Annotated in this window: 16 protein-coding genes and 1 pseudogene; 8 read left to right on the top strand and 9 right to left on the bottom strand. The window is 72.0% G+C overall.

Translation table 11 applies throughout. From position 1 onward, the window contains the following. Nucleotides 1-31 precede the first annotated feature (31 nt). Nucleotides 32-247, bottom strand: a complete 216-nt coding sequence (locus tag ABKA17_RS06050) for a type A2 lantipeptide (RefSeq protein WP_353690813.1) — start codon at nucleotides 245-247, stop codon at nucleotides 32-34. Between the two features lie 445 nt (nucleotides 248-692). Continuing rightward, complete coding sequence (locus ABKA17_RS06045) at nucleotides 693-1,106, bottom strand: PaaI family thioesterase (RefSeq protein ID WP_353690812.1); 414 nt, start codon at nucleotides 1,104-1,106, stop codon at nucleotides 693-695. 189 nt (nucleotides 1,107-1,295) lie between these two features. Between ABKA17_RS06045 and ABKA17_RS06040 the strand changes: the two genes are divergently transcribed. Then, nucleotides 1,296-2,675, top strand: coding sequence for a S1 family peptidase (locus tag ABKA17_RS06040; RefSeq protein ID WP_353690811.1), 1,380 nt, complete (start codon nucleotides 1,296-1,298; stop codon nucleotides 2,673-2,675). A gap of 224 nt (nucleotides 2,676-2,899) precedes the next feature. After that, nucleotides 2,900-3,481: pseudogene (locus tag ABKA17_RS06035) on the top strand (LuxR C-terminal-related transcriptional regulator); the annotation flags it as partial. Here the strand turns inward: ABKA17_RS06035 and ABKA17_RS06030 are convergent. The 4 genes from ABKA17_RS06030 to lanKC all read right to left on the bottom strand — a co-directional run bounded on the left by ABKA17_RS06030 (nucleotide 3,404) and on the right by lanKC (nucleotide 10,115). Further along, on the bottom strand, nucleotides 3,404-5,500 hold the full coding sequence (locus ABKA17_RS06030; RefSeq protein WP_353691599.1) for an ATP-binding cassette domain-containing protein: 2,097 nt from the start codon (nucleotides 5,498-5,500) through the stop codon (nucleotides 3,404-3,406). The pseudogene ABKA17_RS06035 and the gene ABKA17_RS06030 overlap by 78 nt on opposite strands. Before the next feature lie 77 nt (nucleotides 5,501-5,577). Further along, a complete protein-coding gene (locus ABKA17_RS06025; protein WP_353690810.1) occupies nucleotides 5,578-7,269 on the bottom strand; it encodes an ABC transporter transmembrane domain-containing protein in 1,692 nt (563 codons plus the stop codon). Nucleotides 7,270-7,353: 84 nt separating this feature from the next. Then, complete coding sequence (locus ABKA17_RS06020) at nucleotides 7,354-7,470, bottom strand: SapB/AmfS family lanthipeptide (RefSeq protein ID WP_353690809.1); 117 nt, start codon at nucleotides 7,468-7,470, stop codon at nucleotides 7,354-7,356. Nucleotides 7,471-7,529: 59 nt separating this feature from the next. Then, entirely contained in the window at nucleotides 7,530-10,115 is a 2,586-nt protein-coding gene (gene lanKC, locus ABKA17_RS06015; RefSeq protein WP_353690808.1) for a class III lanthionine synthetase LanKC, read from the bottom strand. 187 nt (nucleotides 10,116-10,302) lie between these two features. Here lanKC and ABKA17_RS06010 point away from each other — a divergent pair, with 187 nt between their 5' ends. The 6 genes from ABKA17_RS06010 to ABKA17_RS05985 all read left to right on the top strand — a co-directional run bounded on the left by ABKA17_RS06010 (nucleotide 10,303) and on the right by ABKA17_RS05985 (nucleotide 16,938). Then, complete coding sequence (locus tag ABKA17_RS06010; RefSeq protein WP_353690807.1) at nucleotides 10,303-12,759, top strand: SpoIIE family protein phosphatase; 2,457 nt, start codon at nucleotides 10,303-10,305, stop codon at nucleotides 12,757-12,759. Between the two features lie 86 nt (nucleotides 12,760-12,845). Next, nucleotides 12,846-13,025, top strand: coding sequence for a hypothetical protein (locus ABKA17_RS06005; RefSeq protein ID WP_353690806.1), 180 nt, complete (start codon nucleotides 12,846-12,848; stop codon nucleotides 13,023-13,025). 140 nt (nucleotides 13,026-13,165) lie between these two features. Then, nucleotides 13,166-14,233: a glucose-1-phosphate thymidylyltransferase gene (locus ABKA17_RS06000; RefSeq protein ID WP_353690805.1), complete on the top strand. Its 1,068-nt coding sequence runs from the start codon at nucleotides 13,166-13,168 to the stop codon at nucleotides 14,231-14,233. Continuing rightward, nucleotides 14,230-15,210 carry a dTDP-glucose 4,6-dehydratase gene (gene rfbB / locus ABKA17_RS05995; protein ID WP_353690804.1) on the top strand — a complete coding sequence of 327 codons (981 nt, stop codon included), beginning with the start codon at nucleotides 14,230-14,232 and terminating at the stop codon, nucleotides 15,208-15,210. The genes ABKA17_RS06000 and rfbB overlap by 4 nt, the downstream gene beginning before the upstream one ends. Next, a complete protein-coding gene (gene rfbD, locus ABKA17_RS05990) occupies nucleotides 15,207-16,067 on the top strand; it encodes a dTDP-4-dehydrorhamnose reductase (RefSeq protein WP_353690803.1) in 861 nt (286 codons plus the stop codon). Before rfbB ends, rfbD begins: the two co-directional genes overlap by 4 nt. A gap of 25 nt (nucleotides 16,068-16,092) precedes the next feature. Continuing rightward, nucleotides 16,093-16,938, top strand: coding sequence for a class I SAM-dependent methyltransferase (locus ABKA17_RS05985; protein WP_353690802.1), 846 nt, complete (start codon nucleotides 16,093-16,095; stop codon nucleotides 16,936-16,938). Nucleotides 16,939-17,030: 92 nt separating this feature from the next. Here ABKA17_RS05985 and rfbC read toward each other — a convergent pair whose 3' ends face one another. From rfbC to ABKA17_RS05970, 3 genes are all read right to left on the bottom strand, one after another. Further along, nucleotides 17,031-17,639: a dTDP-4-dehydrorhamnose 3,5-epimerase gene (gene rfbC, locus ABKA17_RS05980; protein ID WP_353690801.1), complete on the bottom strand. Its 609-nt coding sequence runs from the start codon at nucleotides 17,637-17,639 to the stop codon at nucleotides 17,031-17,033. A 4-nt stretch (nucleotides 17,640-17,643) separates the two neighbouring features. Continuing rightward, nucleotides 17,644-19,596, bottom strand: coding sequence for a glycosyltransferase family 2 protein (locus tag ABKA17_RS05975; protein WP_353690800.1), 1,953 nt, complete (start codon nucleotides 19,594-19,596; stop codon nucleotides 17,644-17,646). Nucleotides 19,597-19,870: 274 nt separating this feature from the next. After that, complete coding sequence (locus ABKA17_RS05970) at nucleotides 19,871-20,479, bottom strand: SRPBCC family protein (protein WP_353690799.1); 609 nt, start codon at nucleotides 20,477-20,479, stop codon at nucleotides 19,871-19,873. Nucleotides 20,480-20,489 lie beyond the last annotated feature (10 nt).

Here is a 20,489-nt window from a genome sequence, read left to right as displayed (position 1 = left end):
CGGCTCCGGGACTCAACGGCACAAGGTCCGATCAGAGACCGGCGACCAGGCCGGTGACCGGGGCGGTGTTCAGGCCGGTGACACCCTCGACCGTGCCGACGACCGTGTTGACCAGGCCGGAAACCGGGGCAACGCCGTCCACCAGGCCGGTGACGGTGCCCAGGGCGTTGAGCTGCAGGCCGCCGGAGACGTTGTCGAGCTCGGCGTCGGAGATCTCGACGGTCTCAACCTGGGGGGTGGAGTTCATGATGGAACTTCCCTTCATATGGATATTCACAAGGGGGGAGCGGTGCCCCCATGGGGACGGGCCGCGACCACAGGCGCCGGGCGCCGTTTCCGAAGCCCTGTGCGGCTCCTGCGGTGCGATGGATCAAAGCACGCGGCGGCCGGGCCCTTCCAATCAACCACTCGTCCCACCAGGCAACTTGAGTCCCACCCGTGCCGAACCGTGCAGGCCTGCGCACGTCTCGGTGGCGACTCCTTCACACTCGGCACGTCATCCGTTCATGCGCGCCCTTGCGCCCCCGGAGGCGAATCCGACACTCCCGCCCCAATGACGTGGGCGGCCGCGGGCGCTTGTGCAGAAGCGTCGCGCCCGGTGACTTCGTTGAGTATTGGATGTGCAGATTCGCTGAAGCCAGGATTCAGCGCGGAGTTCGGAACGGACCGTTGCCGATCGATCGCGGACCGTGTCAGCCCAGTAGTGCGTACACCGTGCTCGCGTGTGCCGCGAGTTCGCCCGACTCCGCGTCGGTCATCGTGATGTCCGCGAACGCCATGCGCCGGCCCAGCTTGGTGACGACCGCCTCGATCAAGACATCCGAACCGGACACCGCGCGCTGGAACGAGGTCGACTGCTGCACCGTCGTCATCGGTCCGTAGGCGCCGCGCGCCCCCGAGACGGCGATCACGGTGGCGGTGTCGGCGGCGGCCATCAGCGCCTGCCCCGACAACGCCCCGCCCTCCCGCGACAGGCGGTCCGACCAGGGCAGACGCAGGGTGGCGCGGCGGTCGCCCAAGGCCTCGACGGTGAGGCCCAGTGCCAGCACCCAAGGGGCGAAGTTGTCGGCGAGGATCTTGTCGGCTTCGGCGGTGGTCATCGTCATATGGGGGATTGTTCCCGCTCCCCGCCCGCCGGACGCGGACCCTGGCCGATTCACGATCGCGTAAAGAGATTGCCTGCAAACGGAATTGAACGCCCCACGTGACTCCTGCGTACCCACTGCCATCCAGGCGCCCCGAAAGGCCGCCGACGACCGGCGGCACTGACCCCGTCCTTCAGGAGGTCGAGAGTTTTGAGTCACAAGCGAATTCCGAAGCGCAAGGCCGCGTTCGCAGCGGGCAGCGTGGTGGCGCTCGGAGCAGCCGCAATTCTGCTGCCGCAGGCGAACGCGTCCCAGGACGGCGCCTCGGACCAGGCCGCCGCCCCCAAGACTCTGAAGGCGTCGGACGCCTCGGACCTCGCCTCGCAGCTCGAGCAACTGCTCGGTGACGCGTTCGCCGGCTCGTACTACGACGCCGACCAGAAGCAGCTCGTCGTCAACGTCATATCGGGCGACAACAACAACGTCATCGTCCAGGCGAAGAAGGCCGGCGCGCAGGTGCGCGAGGTCGACAACAGCCTCGACGACCTGGCGGCCGGCGCGCAGACGCTGAAGACCGAGGCGACCATCCCCGGCACCGCCTGGGCCGTCGACCCCCGCACGAACAAGATCCTCGTCACCGCCGACAGCACGGTCACCGGCGGCAAGTGGGACCAGCTCGAGTCGACCGTCCAGAGCCTCGGCTCGGGCATGGCCACCATCAAGAAGTCGGCGGGCACCTTCAAGACGTTCCTCTCCGGCGGCGACGCCATCTTCGCCGGCGGCGCCCGCTGCTCGGCGGGGTTCAACGTCACCGCGGGCGACGGCACCCCCGCCTTCCTGACCGCCGGTCACTGCGGGGTCGCGGCGGAGCAGTGGGCGGACGCGGAGGGCGGTCAGCCGATCGCCACCGTCGACCAGGCCACCTTCCCCGGTGACGGCGACTTCGCCCTGGTCAAGTACGACGACCCGGCGACCGTCGCGCCGAGCGAGGTCAACGTCGGCGACCAGACCGTGCAGATCTCCCAGGCCGCGGACGCCGAGGTCGGTCTCCAGGTCTTCAGAATGGGAAGCACGACCGGGCTCGCCGACGGCTCCGTCCTCGGACTCGACGCCACGGTCAACTACCCGGAGGGCACGGTCACCGGGCTCATCCAGACCGACGTCTGCGCCGAACCCGGCGACAGCGGCGGCTCGCTGTTCACCCAGGACGGACTGGCCATCGGCCTGACCTCCGGCGGCAGCGGCGACTGCACGGTCGGCGGCGAGACCTTCTTCCAGCCGGTCACCACCGCGCTCCAGGCGGTCGGTGCGACGCTCGGCGCGGGTGACGCGGCGGGCGGCGGCGGAGAGGCCGGCGCGGGTGACGAGGCCGGCGCCGGTGCCGGTGAAGAGGCCGGAGCAGGCGAGGAAGCCGGAGCGGGCGCGGGCGAGGAAGCCGGTGCCGGTGAAGAGGTCGGCGGTCAGGAAGTCGGCGGCCAGGAGGTCGGCGGCCAGGAGGTCGGCGGTGAAGAAGTCGGTGGCCAGGAGGTCGGTGGCGAGGACGCCGGCGCGGGCGCCGAGGACAACTCCGGGCTGAACGAGAACCACTGACACACCCCGCTCCAGCAGCGGGTCCACGGACACGGTCCGGTCCTCCGGCGGGAGGACCGGACCGTTCGTGCGTCCACGCGAACGCGAACCCCCGCGCCTACCCCCTCGGCCCCGGACCACCCCCCACAGTCGAAGCGCGCGGCGGCGTACGGGCTCCGGGTGTGCGCCCCCGCGCACCCTGTTGGCCGGTTCCTCGCGCCCGCGACAGGTGCGGGTCGCGAACAATGGGGCACGCGTCCTCACCCAAGGAACCGCCGAACGGTGAGTCGAAGGGACGGGCAGTGATCCGGGTTCTTCTGGTGCACGACGAGTGTCTGGTCAGATCGGTCCTGGCGGAGTGGCTGCGCCGGGAGCCGGACCTAGGGGTGTTCGACGCCCCGTGGCGCAGCGCGCCGAGCCGGCTGCGAACCGTGGCGCCGGACGTCTGCGCGGCCGACCTGGAGTGCGCGGACAGCTACGGCATCCCTCCGCTGCGCGAACTGTGCGCACGCGGGCCGGACGCGACACCGCCCGGCCTCCTCGTCCTGGCCAGCGCGAACCGGCCGGGGCTCCTCAAGCGCGCGGCCGAGGCGGGGGCGCTGGGCTACGTCGACAAGGAGGGCGCGCCGGAACGCCTGGTGCGCGGAATTCGCAGCGTCGCGGAAGGGAAACGTTTCGTCGATGACTCGCTGGGCTTCGGCTTCCTCAAGGCCGCCGAGATGCCGCTCACCAGACGGGAGTTGAGCGTCTTAGTCCTGGCCGCCGAGGGCGCCTCCGTCGCGGAGATCGCGGGGAGCCTGCATCTGTCCCACGGGACGGTGCGCAACTACATGGCGGCCATCACCCGCAAGACCGGGGCCCGCAACCGCGTCGACGCGATCCGGATCTCGCAGGGGGAGGGCTGGCTCTGACGACACGGGCGTCCAGCTGCCGACGAGATCCCGGTAGAGCGCCGAGCGACGCATCAGCTCCTCATGCGTCCCGTACGCCGTCTCCCGGCCGTCCATGGCCAGCACCCGGTCGGCGCGGCGGGCCGAGCTCATACGGTGCGCCACGACCACCAGGGTGCCGCCGGGCCGCTCGGCGAAGGCCCGCTCCGCCCGCTCCTCGGCCTCCGGGTCCAGATGGCAGGTCGCCTCGTCGAGCAGCGCGAGCGGGGCGTACGACAGATAGGCCCGGGTCAGCGCGACGAGCTGCCGCTCGCCCGCGGAGAGCGCCGCCGGATCGACCGTCGCCGCCGGTCCGCCGAGCCTCTCCATCAGCGGCAGCAGCCCCACCGCCCGGGCCGCGGCGAGCAGTTCGCCCTCGGGCACCGGGTCCGACCGCAGCTGCCCGAGGTTCTCGGCGAGGGTTCCGGTGTGCACGTACGCCTGCTGCGGAATCAGCACCCGGCGCGCGGCCGCCTCCGGCCCGGGCACCGCATACCCACACACCCCGATCGCACCCTGCCCAGGCTCCAGGAGCCCGGCGACGAGCGCGGTGAGCGTGGACTTCCCGATACCGCTGGGACCTACGACGGCCAGGTGGGCGCCGGGTGGGAGGACCAGGTCGAGATCCTGGACGACGGGGGCGGCGGCGGGTCCGTAGGCGAAGGTGACGGAGGTGAGGGAGAGGGCGGGGGCGCCGGGGGGCCCGACCGGGGCGGGCGCGTTCACGGTCGGGCCGCCTGTCTCGGGACGGGCGCCGGGGAGAGGGACGGAAGTGGAGCCGGTCGTGTCGCCTGTCTTGGGTGTCGCACCGGAGTGCGGAGCGGGCGCGCTCACGTCCGGGGCTGCTGTCTCGGGAGTGGAGCCAGGGAGCGAGGCGCGGGCGGAGCCGGTCGTATCGGCAGTCTTGGGTGTCGGACCGAGGTGAGGGGCGGGCATGGCCACGGCCGGGCCGGCTGGCTCGGACGGGGCGCCGGGCTGTGGGGCGGGCGCGCTCACGGGCGTGTTGCCCGGCTGCTCGGAGTCGTCCCTGCGCAACCTGCGGATCACGACGACCAGCCGTGATCCGCTGGTGCCCAGTCCGTGGACCAGGTTGCGCAGGGCGGGCAGGAGGGACTGGGTGACGTAGGCGAGGGCGCCGACGAGGGCGCCCGCGGTGACGCCGTGGGCCAGGAGCCAGGGGGTGGTGGCGAGCAGGAGCACGATGGGCAGTTGGCCGCCGATCGCGAGGGACGCCACGCGCAGCACGCTCCAGCGGGCGAGGGCGCACGCGGCCCGTTGCTCGGCGTCGATCCGCTGCCCCGTGTCGGACGCGACCCTGTCCTCCGCGCCGGCCGCGGTGATGTCCCGCAGCCCCGGGCACACGGCGCCGAGCCGTTCCGCCAACGCCTCGTCGGCCACCAGGAACGTCTCCTGGCGGCGGGCCAGCGGGCGCAGCGTCGCGGCGAACAGGGCCACTCCGGCGAGCAGCGGCACCCCGACGACCAGCAGGAGCAGCGGGGCGAGCGAGAACAGGCCGACCAGGGCACCGGCGGCGGTGAAGACGAAGGAACGGGACACCATCACCAGTCCGGCGAAGGTGTCCCGGGCGATCTCGGCCTGCTGGGTGAGCCCCGACAGCGCCCCGGCATCCCCCTCCCGTACCCCGCGCGCCACGACCCGCGCGACCAGTCGGTCCCGGAGCGGCTCGACGAGCTCGGCGACCGCGGCGTACACCCGCACCGTGCCGAACGCCCCTAGGAGAACCCCGAGGCCGGCCACACCGAGCCACGCGAGTCCCGGGCCCGGCCGTCCCGCCAGGAACCCCTCGTCCAGGGCGCGGGCGGGCGCGTACCCGGTGAGAAAGGTCTGCCCGGTCTCCAGCACCGACCAGACCCCGAGCCTGACCACGACCCGCCGCCGATCACGCAGGAAACGCAGCCCGGGACCCCGGAGCCCGGCCTGGGGCTTCGCCCGGAAACCCTCGGATCCGTTCGGCGCGTCCGCCCCCGTGCTCGTCACGCCGCCTCCTCCTCGCCCGCGAACACCGCCCGGTATCCCGGCAGTGCCCACAGCTCCTCGTGCCGTCCGACCGCCCGTACGCGTCCCTCGTCCAGCCAGGCCACCGTGTCCGCGCGGGCCGCGGTGGCTGCTCGGTGGGCGATCAGGAGGCGGGTGCCGTCTGTGCCGGTGCCCACCAGGGACCGGCTGATCCGGGCCTCTGTCACGGTGTCGAGGCTGGACAGGGCGTCGTCGAGGACGAGGAGTCGGCTGCCGTGGGCGAACGCCCGGGCGAGGCCGAGGCGTTGGGACTCCCCGCCGGAGCGCGGGGCGTCGGCGCAGCGGGTGGCGTATCCGGCGGGCAGCCGGGTCACGAAGTCGTCCGCGTGGGCCGCGCGGGCCGCTGCCCGGATCCGGGCGGGGGAGGGCGAGGCGAGGCCGAGGCCGATCTCCTCCTCCAGCGTGCCGCCCAGCAGGGCGGGTCGCTCGAAGGCGTGGCCGACCGACCCGCGCAGCGCGTCATGGGTCAGCTCCCGCAGCGGCACCCCGTCGAGCAGCACCTCTCCCTCGTCCGGGTCGGCGAGTCGCCCGGCGAGCGCGGCCAGCAGCGACTTCCCGGCACCCGACCGGCCGACCACGGCGAGCGTCGAACCGCCCGGCACGACGAGATCCACCCCGTCGAGGACGGTCCGTCCGCCGCGCCGGGCGGTCACGCCGCGCAGCTCCAACCGGCCGGGCCCGGCGGGCAGTCGACGCTTCCCGTACTCGGTGGCGGGCTCCGCGAGCACCTCGTCGAGGCGTCCGGCGGCGGCCCGGGCCCGGGCCAGGCCCGCGAGTTGTCCCACCAGGACGCCGACGCCGGTCGCGAGCACCGCGTACCGGGAGGCCGCGAGCACCTCGCCCACCGTCAGCCGGTGCCGGGTGAGCAGGTAGCCGGCGACGGCGACGACGCCGAGCTGGAGCAGCGGTGCCACGGCGACGGACCGGCCGGCGGCCCGCCCCTGCACCCGCCACATACGGTGCCCGGCCAGGGAGAGTTCGGGCAGCGGCCGCAGGATCCGCGCCGTCTCCCGGTCCGCCGTGCCGGCCGCCGCGATGGTGCGGTGTCCGCCGACGGCTTCGGAGAGCGCCGCCGCGATCCGCCCCTGCACCTCCTGGTAGCGGGTCACGCAGTCCTGCGTGTCGCGGGCGAGGGCGCGCAGCAGCAGCACCAGTACCGGTGCGCCGGCCAGCCACACGGCGGCGAGCCACGGATCGATGAGGGCGAGGGCCACCAGGGCGCCGACCGGTGCGGCCAGCGCCGCCAGCAGGGCGGCCCGGGCGGTCGGCGCGGTGCCGGCCTGGGCGGCGTTGCCGACGAGGCGGGCGACGAGGTCGCCGGGCCCGAAGCGGGTGGTGGCGCGCGGGCCGACGGCCAGGACATGAGAGGTGAGGCGGCGGCGCAGCCAGGCGGTGGTGCGGGCGTCGACCGTGCCGCCGAGCACGGTCTCGCAGGCGTCGAGGAGAGCGGTCAGCAGGACGAGTGCGGCGCAGTACAGCACCCAGCGGGTCGCCGGGGTCCCGGCGAGGAGCAGGTCCAGGGCGCGGCCCAGCGCGGCGGGCAGCAGCAGACCGGCTCCGGTCGCCGCCGTGCTCGCCAGGCACAGGGCCAGTACGCGGACGGGGGCCGGGCCGAACGGCCCGTGCGGTGTGTGGACGTCCTCAGCCATGCCACCCCTCGGTGTGCGGGGCTCCGGGCGGCCCCCTCCCTCGCGGGAGCGGACCGCCCGGGGCCTAGGGCCGCACGCTGCCGGTCAGAGACAGAGCGTGATGCTCGCCGCGCTGATGCAGGAGAGCACGCTGAGGCTGCTGACTCCGCCGCCGCCGGTGTGCTCGTCGGATTCCATCGTCTGGAGGTCGAGAAGTGCCATGTCTTCTTCCTTCCTTCGGTGTCGTCCACCCGTGGGGACGGGGTTGGGTCACGGCTCCGTCAGATCGCGGAACCGCGCTGTGGGGGCCGCCCGAGGGGCGGCAGGAACGGCAGTTGGGCATCCGCGCCGGTGTCGAGGGCCGCGCCGAGCGCGAGCAGGCACCCTGCCGTTCCGGTGCCCAGGTCCATCGACAGCCGCATCATCTGGTGCCCGGGGAAGGCCAGTTGGCCCTGGTAGGACATCGACAGCCAGCCGAGATCGGAGATCTGTCCGGCGAGCCGCGCGTCCTTGGTGCGGGACAGATGCAGGATCAGTCCGGCGCGGCCCTGGAAGAGACCGGGCTGCGCGTAGAAGCGGAAGGTGGCGGCGGTCAGGATCCCGGCCCGGACCGCCTCGAACTCGCCCTCGGCGTCGGGCACATGGGTGAGGTAGTCGTCCAGGACGAGCCCGATGCCCGCGCTGCCGTCGCCGAGGTACGGCAGCGTCCGCCAGCCCTCGTCGACCTCCAGCGAGCCGCTCGGGTGCGTCACACAGCACGCCAGATCGCGGCGCAGCGCCACCCCGGCCGCCGCCAACAGCCGCGACTCACCGGTGCGTTCGTACTGCCGCAGCAGGAACAGCGCGGACCCGCTCGCACCCCGCAGCAGCCCGGACCGGCGCCGCCGTGGGGTGTCCGGGGGCGGCTCCGCGAGACGGCGTACGAGGACGTCGGCGGCCTCCGCGGCCCGGTCCCGCAGCTCCGTCTCGCCGGTCCGGTCGGCCAACTCGCCCAGGACCAGGCCGAGTCCGGCGAGTCCGCCGTGCAGGTCGGAGGAGAGGTTCTGCCAGCGCTCGGCGAGGATCGACTCGATCAGGTCCAGGGCGCGTTGCCGGTGCCCCAGCCGGTCCAGGACATGGGCGACGCCCGCGAGCCCGTCGTACAGCCCGAGCGGGGTGCCGGTCGGCGGCGGGGCGGTGCGGGCCAGCAGCCAGCGCTCGCCCTCCTCGTACCGTTCGGCGCCCACCGCGTCGAGCGCGTACAGCACCCCGGCCGCACCGTGCGCGAGCCCCAGGCCGCCGCCGTCGGAGAACTGCGCGATGTCGCCGGGGAAGAGCCGGTCCTCGCGTTCCGGTGTGGCCGAGGCGAGGATCGCCTTGACCATCGAGTCGCGGCTGTGGGGCCAGTCGCCGGGCTCCACGTAGGACGGGGCGGGCGGCGCCGCCGTGTCCCGCGTGATCTCCGCGACCGCCTCGTCGAGGAACTCGCGTGGCACGTCCGGGAACTGACGGCTGATCACCTGCGCCAGATGGGCCGCCTTGCCCCGGTCGACCACGAACAGGGAGGTGACCGGCAGGAACAGGGCGATCCTGAGACAGGCCAGTGCGTACCGGTCGACGTCGATGCCGGTACGGTCCGGCGGGGCGTAGAACCCTGGGTGGGCGACCACCTGGCGGCCGTTCTCGGAGACCGGCGCGGCCGCCTCGAAGTCCAGCAGGGACACCGACTCCTCGTCGGGGCCGACCATGATGTTGAAGACGTGCAGGTCGTTGAAGACGATCCCGCGCGCGTGCACCGCCGCCACCGCCCGCTCCACCGCCCCGTGGATACGCACCGCCCACGCCGTGTAGTCGGCGACGGCCTTCGGATCCGGATCCGGGGTGAGCAGCGGATGCCGCTCGGCGAAGAACGAGTTCAGCGGGCGTCCCTCCAGGAAGTCCATGACGAGGAACCGGTGGTCACCGAGCGTGAACCAGTCCCGTACCTCCGGGACCACACCCGTGCCCGCGACCTGCTCCAGGGCGTACTTCTCGCGCTCCAGCCGGGTGATCGCGTCCGCCCCGTCCGCCGCCAGCCCCGCGTGCGGCCGTCCCTCCTTGAGCACGACCCTGCTGCCGTCCCGGGTGTCGGTGCCCGAGTAGACCCCGCCGCCGTTGGAGAAGTGCAGCGCCTTCTCGATCCGGTACGGCAGGTCACCCACCGTCGTCGTGTTCCGCGCCGCCAGATGCGGCTCGAGGAACGCGGGCAGCGTCACCCACTCGGGAACCTGGAAGGACGGCGCCCGCCGGTCCGGGATCAGCTTCCCCTCGCCGTCCCGGACCGCCGGCACCAGCGTCCCCCGCTCGTCGACGACGAAGGTGCGGGCGAACGCGCCGTACCGGACGTAGAGCGGACCGTCGTACCAGCGCAGATCGGTCAGGATGTACGGCCCCTCGCACCCCTCCAGGAGCCGGCCCAGCTCGCGCAGCACGGTGTGCAGCTGCTCCTCGTCGACCGGGTAGATCGTGACGAACTTGCCGCTGGTGTCGCGCGAGGCGTACTTGGTGTTGCGCAGATGCAGCAGGTGCGGACCCGGCACGAACTTGAACCCGATGCGCCGCGGCACGCAGTAGTCCCACACGGTCCGCGCGATCCGCTCCGCGTTCGCCCGGGTGGCCGAGGCGTGGATCTTCCAGCCCTGGGACGGCCCCGGCGCCGGCGCGCCGTCCGGGCCGAGCGGCGTCAGCGAGAGCCAGTCGCCGATCCGCGCCGTGTGCCAGCCCTCGGGCACCTCGCGCCGCGCCGTCTCGTACAGCGGCGCCGCCTGCGCCACCCCCGCGGACAGCCGGTCCGGCGTCTCGTAGAAGTGCCGGTCGGCGAGCGCGTACACCTCGTACCGCTTGTCCATACGACCCCCTCCATGGCCCGGCAACGAGCTTGCTGCGGAGGCGGTGGGCACGGACAGTAACGGCTGTCACGAGATCACTGTGACGAACGCATGCGTCAAGACTTGTTCGGTGGGTTTCGAGCGCGGTCACCGCAGACACTCCACGGAACGGTCACAGGGGCTGCGCAGGTGTCTCATTAGCGCTGTAATGGCGGACGTGGTCAGTGAGGGCGCTGCGGGACGCAGAACGGGAACGCCGCGTGCCGAAATCGCCCTCAAAGCGGTCACGGCCGATCCGGGCTCGCCCGAACGGCTGCGCCGGGTCCTCGAGCAGGTGCTCGTCTTCGCCCACGCCTCCTTCGCCGCCCTGTACGCGCCGAGCGCGGACGGCGAGCTGCTGTGTCTGACGGAGTCGGTCGGGGTGCCGCGGACGCTGTACGGCCTGCGTGACGGCTATCCCACGGCCGGCGGCTCCCCGGTCGCCGACGTCCAGCGCACCGGCAAGGCCGCCTGGCTCGGCCCCGAGGAGCTCGCCGAGGCCGCCGAGTCGCGGCGCACGCCGGCGGGGGAGTTCTGCCTCGCCGCCCTGCCCGCCCGCGGCGACGGCGGCGGAGGCTGTCTGGTCGCGGTGAGCGAGCGCCCCGAGGGCTTCGACGCCGACGACCGCGCATGCCTGGAACTCATCGCCGACGCCGTGGCCTACTCCGCTCCGGCCCGGCCCGCCGAGGGCGAGGAGCTGCCCGCCAACGCGTTCGCCCTCGCCATGGACACCGGACGCGTCGAGGTCGGCGTCGACATCCTGGATCTGTTCTGCATGGGCCGCGAGGACTTCGACGGCCGCGTCGAGACCCTGCTGGCGCTGACCGTGCCCGAGGACCTGCCGTCCCTGATGTCGGTCGTCGAGGCCGACCACATGTCCATCGGCGACCGCGAGCTGGAGTTCCGGGTCCTGCAGCCCACCGGTCCACCCAAGTGGCTCAGACTCCGCGGCCGCCTTCTGCCGGGCGGCGCGGGACGGCCCGCCCGGCTGGTGGGCACCGTCGCCGACGCCTCCACCCTGCGCTCCGACATCACCGACGTGGCCCGCGTCCAGCGTCTGGCGGCGGCCCTCGCCACCGCCGGCACCGTCCGGGACGTCAGCCAGGCCGTGGTCGCCGCCCTGCGCAAGCCGCTCCAGGCCGACCGGATCGCGCTCGCCGAGCTGGAGGGCGACCGGCTCGTCGTGACGGTCCTGGACCCGCCCGAACCGGAGTCCTGGCCCGAGCTGTGGCGCCTGGAGTGGCGCACCGAGTGGCCCGACGCGCCCGTCCGCGCGATGCCCACCCTGGCCGCCGCCCTGAGCGAGGGACGCGCCCAGATCTGGCCCGCCGGCACCGCCCTGGAACCCGCCCTCGCCGAGGTCGGCCCCGGCGGCCTCGCCGTGCTGCCACTGCCCGGCGCGGGCCGCATGGCGGGCGCCTGTCTCATCGGCTGGGACGCCCCGCACGACTTCGGCCCCGACGAACGTGCCCTGCTCACCGCCTCCGCCGGCCTGGCCGGGCAGGCCCTGATGCGGGCCCACGCCTTCGACGCCGAGCACGAGCTCGTCGGCATGCTCCAGCGCCAGCTGCTCCCGCGCCGCCTGCCCAAGCTGCCCGGCGCGATGGCCGTCGCCCGCTATCTGCCGAGCACCGCGGGCCTGGAGCTGGGCGGCGACTGGTACGACGTGATCCCGCTGCCCGACAACCACGTCGCCCTCGTCATCGGCGACGTCCAGGGCCACAGCGCGGGCGCCGCCACCCTGATGGGCCAGATGCGCACCGCCCTGCGGGCCTACGCCGTCGAAGGGCACCCGCCGGACGTCGTCGTCTCGCACGCCAACCGGCTCCTCATGGACATGGAGACCGATCTCTTCGCGACCTGCTGCTACGTCGACATCGACATGGAGGAGGGGTCCGCCTGGTACGTCCGCGCCGGCCACCTCCCGCCCGTGCTGCGTCACCCGGACGGCGGTACCGAGATCTCCGAGGCCGACGGCGGCCCGCCGCTCGGTGTGGTCATGCAGGCCGACTTCCCCATGACGCCGCTCCGGCTCCAGCCCGGCACCCTCGTCGCCCTGACCACCGACGGTCTGGTGGAGTCCGCCGACGCCGACATCGACGAGGGCATGGACCGCTTCGCCCACGAACTGTCCGTCTCCGACCCCGCCCACCTCGGACTCGTTGCCGACGCCCTGCTCGGCAACGCCCGCCGCAGCGACGACGTCGCACTGCTTCTCGTGCGCTACGACGGCATGGCCTCGCGTCCGCAGCGCGAGAGCTGGACCGTGTGGCGGGTCCCGCAGGCCGTCGGCCACGCCCGCCGCTTCACCCGGCGCACCATGCGCACCTGGGGCGTGTCGGGCGACGCCCTGGACGCCGTGCTGCTGATCGTCTCCGAGCTCGTCACCAACGCGCTCGTGCACACCGACGGCCGGGTCCGTCTCGACCTCACCCTCGTCAACCACCGGCTGCGCGTCGCCGTGGCCGACTCCTCGCCGCGCACCCCCGTCAGGGCGACCAGCATCGGCTGGGAGGCCACCGGCGGCCGCGGCATCCTCCTCGTCGAGGCCATGTCGGACACCTGGGGGACGGTGCCGGTCAGCGGCGGCAAGCAGGTCTGGAGCGAGATCTCACTGGACCGGTGAGTGCCGAGGAGCGCCGAGGGGGTACCCGGTGTCCAAGAACTCCGAACATCCGAGAGCTCCGTGCAGCAGAAGGAAGATGAACCGTCGTGACCGCGCACATTCTTGAGAAACCCGTCGCCCGCCGGCCCGAGACGGGCTGGGCCAGGGCCCGCCGGCTGCGTGAGCGGGCCGGTATGCGGACCTGCGTGCCGGCCGTCGTGGAATCCGACGGCTCGTCCACCGTGTGCCTGTCCACGGAGGGCAACATCGTGCGAGGTGAGGACTGACCACTCGTACGAGTGCACCGGGAACTGATCGAACACATCGCGAGTTGATCGAAAAGACCCCGTGTCACCACGGGCTTTCATAACATGCAAGCCATATCGCGAACGGTCCGTTACCGGCGAACCAGACTAAGGTGAACCAAATGAAGGCTCTTGTCCTGTCTGGTGGCGCCGGTACGCGATTGCGGCCGATCACCCACACCTCGGCCAAGCAACTCGTGCCCGTGGCCAACAAACCCGTCCTCTTCTACGGCCTGGAGTCCATCGCGGCCGCCGGGATCACCGAAGTCGGAGTGATCGTCGGAGACACCGCCGCCGAGATCGAGGAAGCCGTCGGTGACGGCTCGAAGTTCGGTCTGGAAGTCACCTACATCCCGCAGGAGCGTCCGCTCGGACTGGCCCACGCGGTGCTGATCGCACGGGACTTCCTCGGTGACGACGACTTCGTGATGTACCTCGGCGACAACTTCATCGTCGGCGGCATCGCCGCCTTGGTCGAGGAGTTCCGCGGCAACCGGCCCGACGCCCAGATCCTGCTGACCCATGTGCCCGACCCGCGCTCCTTCGGTGTCGCCGAACTGGACGCCGCGGGCCAGGTGATCGGGCTGGAGGAGAAGCCCGAGACGCCCAAGAGCGACCTCGCCCTGGTCGGCGTCTATCTGTTCACGCCCGCGATCCACGACGCGGTCCGCGCCATCGAACCGTCCTGGCGCGGCGAACTGGAGATCACCCACGCCATCCAGCACCTCATCGACGTCCGCGCCGACGTTCGTTCCACGGTCATCAAGGGCTACTGGAAGGACACCGGCAACGTCGGCGACATGCTGGAGGTGAACCGCACCGTCCTGGAGACCATCGAGCACCGCGTCGACGGCGAGGTCGACGAAGGGTCCGACCTCGTCGGCCGGGTGGTCGTCGAGGAGGGGGCGCGGGTCACCAACTCCCGTGTTGTCGGACCGGTGATCCTCGGCGCCGGCACCGTCGTGAGCGACTCCTACGTCGGCCCCTTCACCTCGGTCGCGGAGAACTGCCGCATCGAGGACAGTGAGTTGGAGTTCTCGATCGTGCTGCGGGACTCCTCGATCCAGGGCGTGGGACGTATAGAGTCCTCCCTCATCGGCCGTCACGTCGAAGTGACCCCGACGACCGGTATGCCCAGTGCCCACCGCCTCGTGCTCGGAGACCACAGCAAGGTGCAGATCCATTCATGAATCTCCTCGTCACCGGCGCCGCCGGCTTCATCGGCTCCCAGTACGTGCGCAGACTCCTCGCCGTCGAGACACCTGACGCGCCCCGGATCACCGTGCTGGACAAGCTCACCTACGCGGGCACCCTGGACAACCTCGAACTCGACCATCCCCGGCTGGAGTTCGTACAGGGCGACATCCGCGACGCCGAGCTGGTCGACAAGCTCGTGGCCGACGCCGACCAGGTCGTGCACTTCGCCGCCGAGTCCCATGTGGACCGCTCCATCGCCGGAGCGACCGACTTCGTGATGACCAACGTGGTCGGCACCCAGACCCTGCTGGACGCGGCCCTCAGACACGGCACCGGCCCGTTCGTGCACGTCTCCACCGACGAGGTCTACGGCTCCATCGAGCACGGCTCCTGGCCCGAGAGCCACCCGCTCCAGCCCAACTCGCCGTACTCCGCCTCCAAGGCCTCCTCCGACCTGCTCGCCCTCGCCTACCACCGCACCCACGGCATGGACGTCCGGGTCACCCGCTGCTCCAACAACTACGGGCACCACCAGTTCCCCGAGAAGGTCATCCCGCTCTTCATCACCAACCTCCTCGACGGCCTGAAGGTCCCCCTCTACGGCGACGGACGCAACGTCCGCGACTGGCTGCACGTCGACGACCACTGTCAGGGCGTCGACCTGGTGCGCACCAAGGGCCGGGCCGGCGAGGTCTACAACATCGGCGGCGGCACCGAGCTGAGCAACAAGGAACTGACCGGGCTGCTCCTCGAAGCGAGCGGCGCCGACTGGGACATGGTCGAGTACGTCGAGGACCGCAAGGGCCACGACCTGCGCTACTCCGTCGACTGGACCAAGATCCACACCGAGCTCGGCTACCAGCCCCGGCACGACTTCGCGACCGGCCTCGCCGAGACCGTCGCCTGGTACCGGGAGAACCGTTCCTGGTGGGAGCCGCTGAAGCGACGCGTCGCCCAGGAGCACGGATGAAGTGGCTGGTCACCGGGGCGGGCGGCATGCTCGGCCGGGACACCGTCGACGAACTGACCCGCCGCGGCGAGCAGGTGACGGCCCTGGACCGGGCCGCGCTCGACATCACCGACCCCGACGCCGTCGACGCCGCCCTCGCCGGACAGCGCCCCGACCTCGTGGTCAACTGCGCCGCGTACACGGCCGTCGACGACGCCGAGACCGACGAGAAGCAGGCGCTGCGCATCAACGGCGACGGCCCGCGCCACCTCGCCCGCGCCTGCGCGGCCCAGGGCGCGCGTCTGGTCCACGTCTCCACCGACTATGTCTTCGCCGGCGACGCCCGCAGCACCCCGTACCCCGAGGACCACCCCACCGGCCCGCGCACCGCCTACGGCCGCACCAAGCTGGCCGGCGAGCAGGCGGTCCTGGAGACCCTGCCCCAAACCGGCGCGGTTCTGCGCACCGCCTGGCTCTACGGCGCCCACGGCCGCAACTTCGTCAGCACCATGATCGCGCTGGAGGGCTCCCGCGACACCGTCGACGTCGTCGAGGACCAGCGCGGCCAGCCCACCTGGAGCGCGGACGTGGCGAATCGCATCGCCGACCTCGGCCCCCGGCTCGGCCAGGACGTGAGCGGTGTCTTCCACGCCACCAGCTCCGGCGAGACCAGCTGGTACGGACTGGCCCGTGAGGTGTTCCGGCACCTCGGGGCCGACCCGGACCGGGTACGGCCGGTGGGCAGCGCCGCCTTCCCCAGGCCCGCGCCCCGCCCCGCCTACAGCGCGCTGGGCCATGCGCGCTGGGAGCAGGCCGGCCTCGCCCCCATCCGAGACTGGCGGGAGGCGCTGACAGCGGCCTTCCCGTCCCTGGCTTGACCACCACAGAGGGAGATTTGGGAGCATGTCGATCAAGTCGGCCGTGAAGAAGGCCGTCAAACCCGTCGTCGGTGAGCGCGGCTGGCAGACGCTGCGCAAGGTCAAGCAGCGCACGGTCGGCCCCCAGCCGAAGCCCAAGCCGCTCACGGGCGTCGCCGCGATCTCCGGCGACCTGTGCAAGCTGGCCGCGCACTTCAAGACCGACAAGTGGGGCGCCCACAAGTACGCGCAGCACTACCAGCGCTACCTCCAGCACCTGAAGAACAAGGAGTTCAACCTGCTGGAGATCGGCATCGGCGGCTACGCCCGCGCCGGTCAGGGCGGCGCCTCGCTGCGGATGTGGAAGGCCTTCTTCCCGAACGCGCAGATCCACGGTGTCGACATCCAGGACAAGTCCTTCGTGGACGAGGACCGGATCACCACCTACATCGGCGACCAGTCCGACCCCGACTCGCTGCTCTCCATCGCCGGCAAGATCGGCAAGCTCGACGTCATCATCGACGACGGCAGCCACCGCAGCCCGCACGTCATCACCACGTTCAAGACCCTGTTCCCGCTGCTCAGCGACGGCGGGATCTACGTGGTCGAGGACACCCAGAGCTCGTACTGGCCCGAGTGGATGGGCAGCGAGGACCTCGACTCCCCGGACACCAGCATGGGCCTGCTCAAGCGCCTCACGGACGGGTTGAACTACGAGGAGTTCGTGGACGAGGACTACAAGCCCACGTACACCGACAAGAACATCGTCGGCGTGCACTTCTTCCACAACCTCGTGATCATCGAGAAGGGCGTCAACGCCGAGGGCAGCAACAAGCGCCAGGCCCTCAAGGCCCGCTACGCCACCGACGCCAAGGCGACGAAGACGTCGTAGTACGCCGGGCCGCGATGGCGGCACGACAGCAGTGGGCCCCGTCCTCCGGTCGGCCGGCGGACGGGGCCCACTGCTGATGGCTCGGGCGCCGGTCAGCCGCCGGGCGTCCCCGTGCGCAGCCGTTCGTAGTGGGCGGAGCACTCCGCGTACGACGGCAGCAGCCCGGACCGCTCCGCCTCGGCCAGGGACGGCGCCTGGTCGTCCTTCTCCGACAGCACCGGCTCGATCCCCTCGGGCCAGGCGATGCCCAGCTGCGGGTCGAGCGGATGCACTCCGTGCTCACGCCCCGGCGCGTACCCCGTCGAGCACAGGTACACCACCGTGGCGTCGTCGGTCAGCGCCATGAACGCGTGCCCGAGCCCCTCGGCGAGGAACACGGCGTGCCGCGTGTCGTCGTCGAGCCGCACCGCCTCCCAGCTGCCGTAGGAGGGGGAGCCGACGCGGATGTCCACCACCACGTCCAGGACCGCACCGCGTACACACGTGACGTACTTGGCCTGTCCGGGCGGCACGTCGGCGAAGTGCACCCCGCGCAGCACGCCCCGCTTGGAGACCGAGCAGTTCGCCTGTGCCAGCGACAGGTCGTACCCGGTGGCCTCGCGGAACTCCTCGCCGCGGTACCACTCGTGGAAACTGCCCCGCTCGTCCGGGAACACCTTGGGTTCCAGCACCCAGGCGCCCTCTATGCCCAGCGGTCGCACGCCGCTACCTCCTGCCGTTCTTGATCCGGGATGCCGCGCCGCGCAGCACCCTGCCGAGCTTGCGGCGCACCCGGCGGGCCAGCCGCTCCAGACCGCCGGGGTTGGGCGCGCGCACCGCGCGGACCGTGTCGCCCGTGACCCGCAGGGCGAACGGCAGCACGAGATGGCGGGGTTCGGTCGCGTCCGGGACGGGGTTCAGCGCGACCCGCCAGGAGGCGCCCCTCAGTTCCGCGACGGGCAGCTCGGCCTCCAGCACCGCACCCGGCTCGTCCGTGGCGGGGGAGAGGGTGCCCGGCACGTCCACGATCCGGGTGGAGCCGAGCCGCAGCACGACCTTGGTCTCGCCGGAGACGTGCAGCGGCACTGCTGCGTGGAGCCGGTCCTCGGCGACGGTGACGGTCCCGGGCGTGACCCGGTCCAGACCGAGGCGCTCGGGCGCGCGGTCCACGGCGAGGGCGAGATTGCCGTGCGGATTCGTCCAGTACGGCAGGACCGTACGGCCGCCCGCCAGGGCCGCCTGGGGGGTGGGCCGGTCCTCGACCGGGGCCGGGCCCAGTCGGCACTCCTTGGTCCATCCGCCGAGGCGGACGCGGACGAAGGCGTCCCACAGTCCGCCGGCCGGCGGCACGCCGTCCGCGGCGGTGGCCGGGTCGACGGTGGCCGTCACGCGCAGCACCATGCGGACGCGTCCGGCGTCGCCCTCGGGCACCGTCTCACGGGTGACCTTCACCGGCTGGAAGTGCTGGGCGGAGCTGGCGCGTTCGCGCAGCAGCAGGTCACCGGTGGTCTTGTCGAATCGCGCGACGGAGTCGGCGGACACCCACGCGATGGCCTCGGCGGCGTCCAGCGGCGGGCCGCCGGTGGCCGGGGCGCCATGGGCGGGGAAGACCATCGGCGCGCCGCCGGAGGTGAACTCGGTGCGCAGGGCGACCCGCAGCGTGCCGTCCTGCCACTCGACACCCTCCGGGACGGCCCGCAGGCCGATGCCGGCCTCCCACTCGGCGAAGGCGACGACGTCGTCGTAGCGGTCCGCGGCGATCAGCGCGGCCACGACGTGCTGTGTCGGCGGGAGCCCGGCCGCGACGCCGGGACCGAAGCGCTCGACGACGGTCGAGTGGATCTCCGCGAACAGGGCGCGACGGTAGTCCTCGGGCAGCGCCAGCAGGCGCTTGCCGCGCATCCGCTCGACCATCTCGTTGCGCAGCCAGCGACGGAAGAGGCGGTCCCGGAGTTCGCCCGGCTTGGTGTAGGTCTCGACGACGTCGAGGGCCTCGCGCAGGTTCTTGAAGTACCCCGCCGGTTCGAACTGCTGGAAACCGGCGTTGGAGGCGTCGTCGCGGCGTACGTGGTAGTAGCAGACGTAGTCGCTGAGCACGGAGACGTTGTCCGCGCGCAGATACGCCTCGGCGATGAAGACATGGTCCTCGAGGCGCCGCCGGCCCTCGGGGAAGCGCAGTCCGATGTCGTCGAGGAAGGCCCGGCGGAACATCTTGTGCGGGGTGAGGCTGTCGATGAGTGGCGCGTTCTCGACGGAGGCGTGCGGGTGGTTGCGGCGGAAGAGCTCGACGGGGACGGGACGCCCCTTGCCGGCCATCTTCCCCACGATCACGTCCGCGCCGTTGGCCACGCCGTAGTCGTACATCCGCTCCAGGGCTTCGTCGCCGAGGTAGTCGTCGTTGTCGACGAACATGACGAACTCGCCCCGGGACGCGGCGATCCCCACATTGCGAGGCTTGCCCGACCACCCGGAGTTCTCCTGGTGGATCACTCGGACACGGGAATCCTCGGCAGCGAGCTCATCGAGCCGGGCTGGTGTTCCGTCGGTGGAACCGTCGTCGACGAAGACCACTTCGTACTCGTCCGGAGGCAGTGACTGCCTCTTCAGAGATGCGATGCAGTCCTCGATGTAAACCCCGGGGTTGTACACGGGGACGACGACGCTGACCTTGACCGGCATGAGGCTCGGTCCCCCTTGGGTCGCTTGTCGTTTCTGTCATGGTGCTGGTGCTTGTGGCCAGATGCTAACCCGACGACATCACGGTTCTCGCTCCGCCCACCGCCTGCTCCGCATACCGATCAGGTGAACGTTGACGATCTCCGCCGATAGTCGGACTGCAGGGTGAACTTGCGCGCGCGAGAGTTGAGTTCCCGGTTCCGGTATCTGTCCGGGAACGCCGACCGCGGGACGCATGCCATCCATGGAGAGCGCGTTTTCGAGTGAATGGTTCCAGTCAACCTGTGCCGGATCCGCGCGGCCGGCCGCGCCGCCACCGTCGTACGGCCAGTACCAGTGCGAGCAGAGCGACGGCCGCCGGCGCCGCACGCATGGCGACCGGTATGCCGGCGGTGTGGATCAGGTCGAGGGGCTCGTCTTCCGGGGGAGAGGGCTCCTCGGGCTCCTCGCTCAGCTGGGCGGCGAGATTCTCGGCGAACCTGCCGATGATCCGGTCGCCCACCTCCGCCATCACCCCGCGCCCGAACTGCGCCGGACGCCCGGTCACCGTCAGGTCGGTGCGGACCGAGACGGCGGTGCCGCCGTCCTGGGCGGCGAGGGTGCCGGTGACGGTCGCGCGGGCGGTGCCCTGGCCGCGGGTCTCCCGGCCACTGGCGATGAGGACGATGCGGTGGGCGGACTCGTCCTGTTCCTCGAACACCGCGGTGCCCTTGTACGTCACGGTGATCGGTCCGACCTTGACCTTCACCGAGCCGTTCACGGTCTTGCCGTCGTAGTCCTCCACGGTCGCCCCCGGCATACAGGGCGCGACGCGTTCGATGTCGAGGAGCGCCCGCCAGGCGTCGTCGACCGGGACGGGGACGGTGAACTCATGGTGCAGTTCCATGACTGCCTCC

This window comes from Streptomyces sp. RG80 (genome assembly GCF_040446465.1).
Lineage (GTDB): Bacteria > Actinomycetota > Actinomycetes > Streptomycetales > Streptomycetaceae > Streptomyces.
This window is presented reverse-complemented; position numbering and strand designations above follow the sequence as displayed.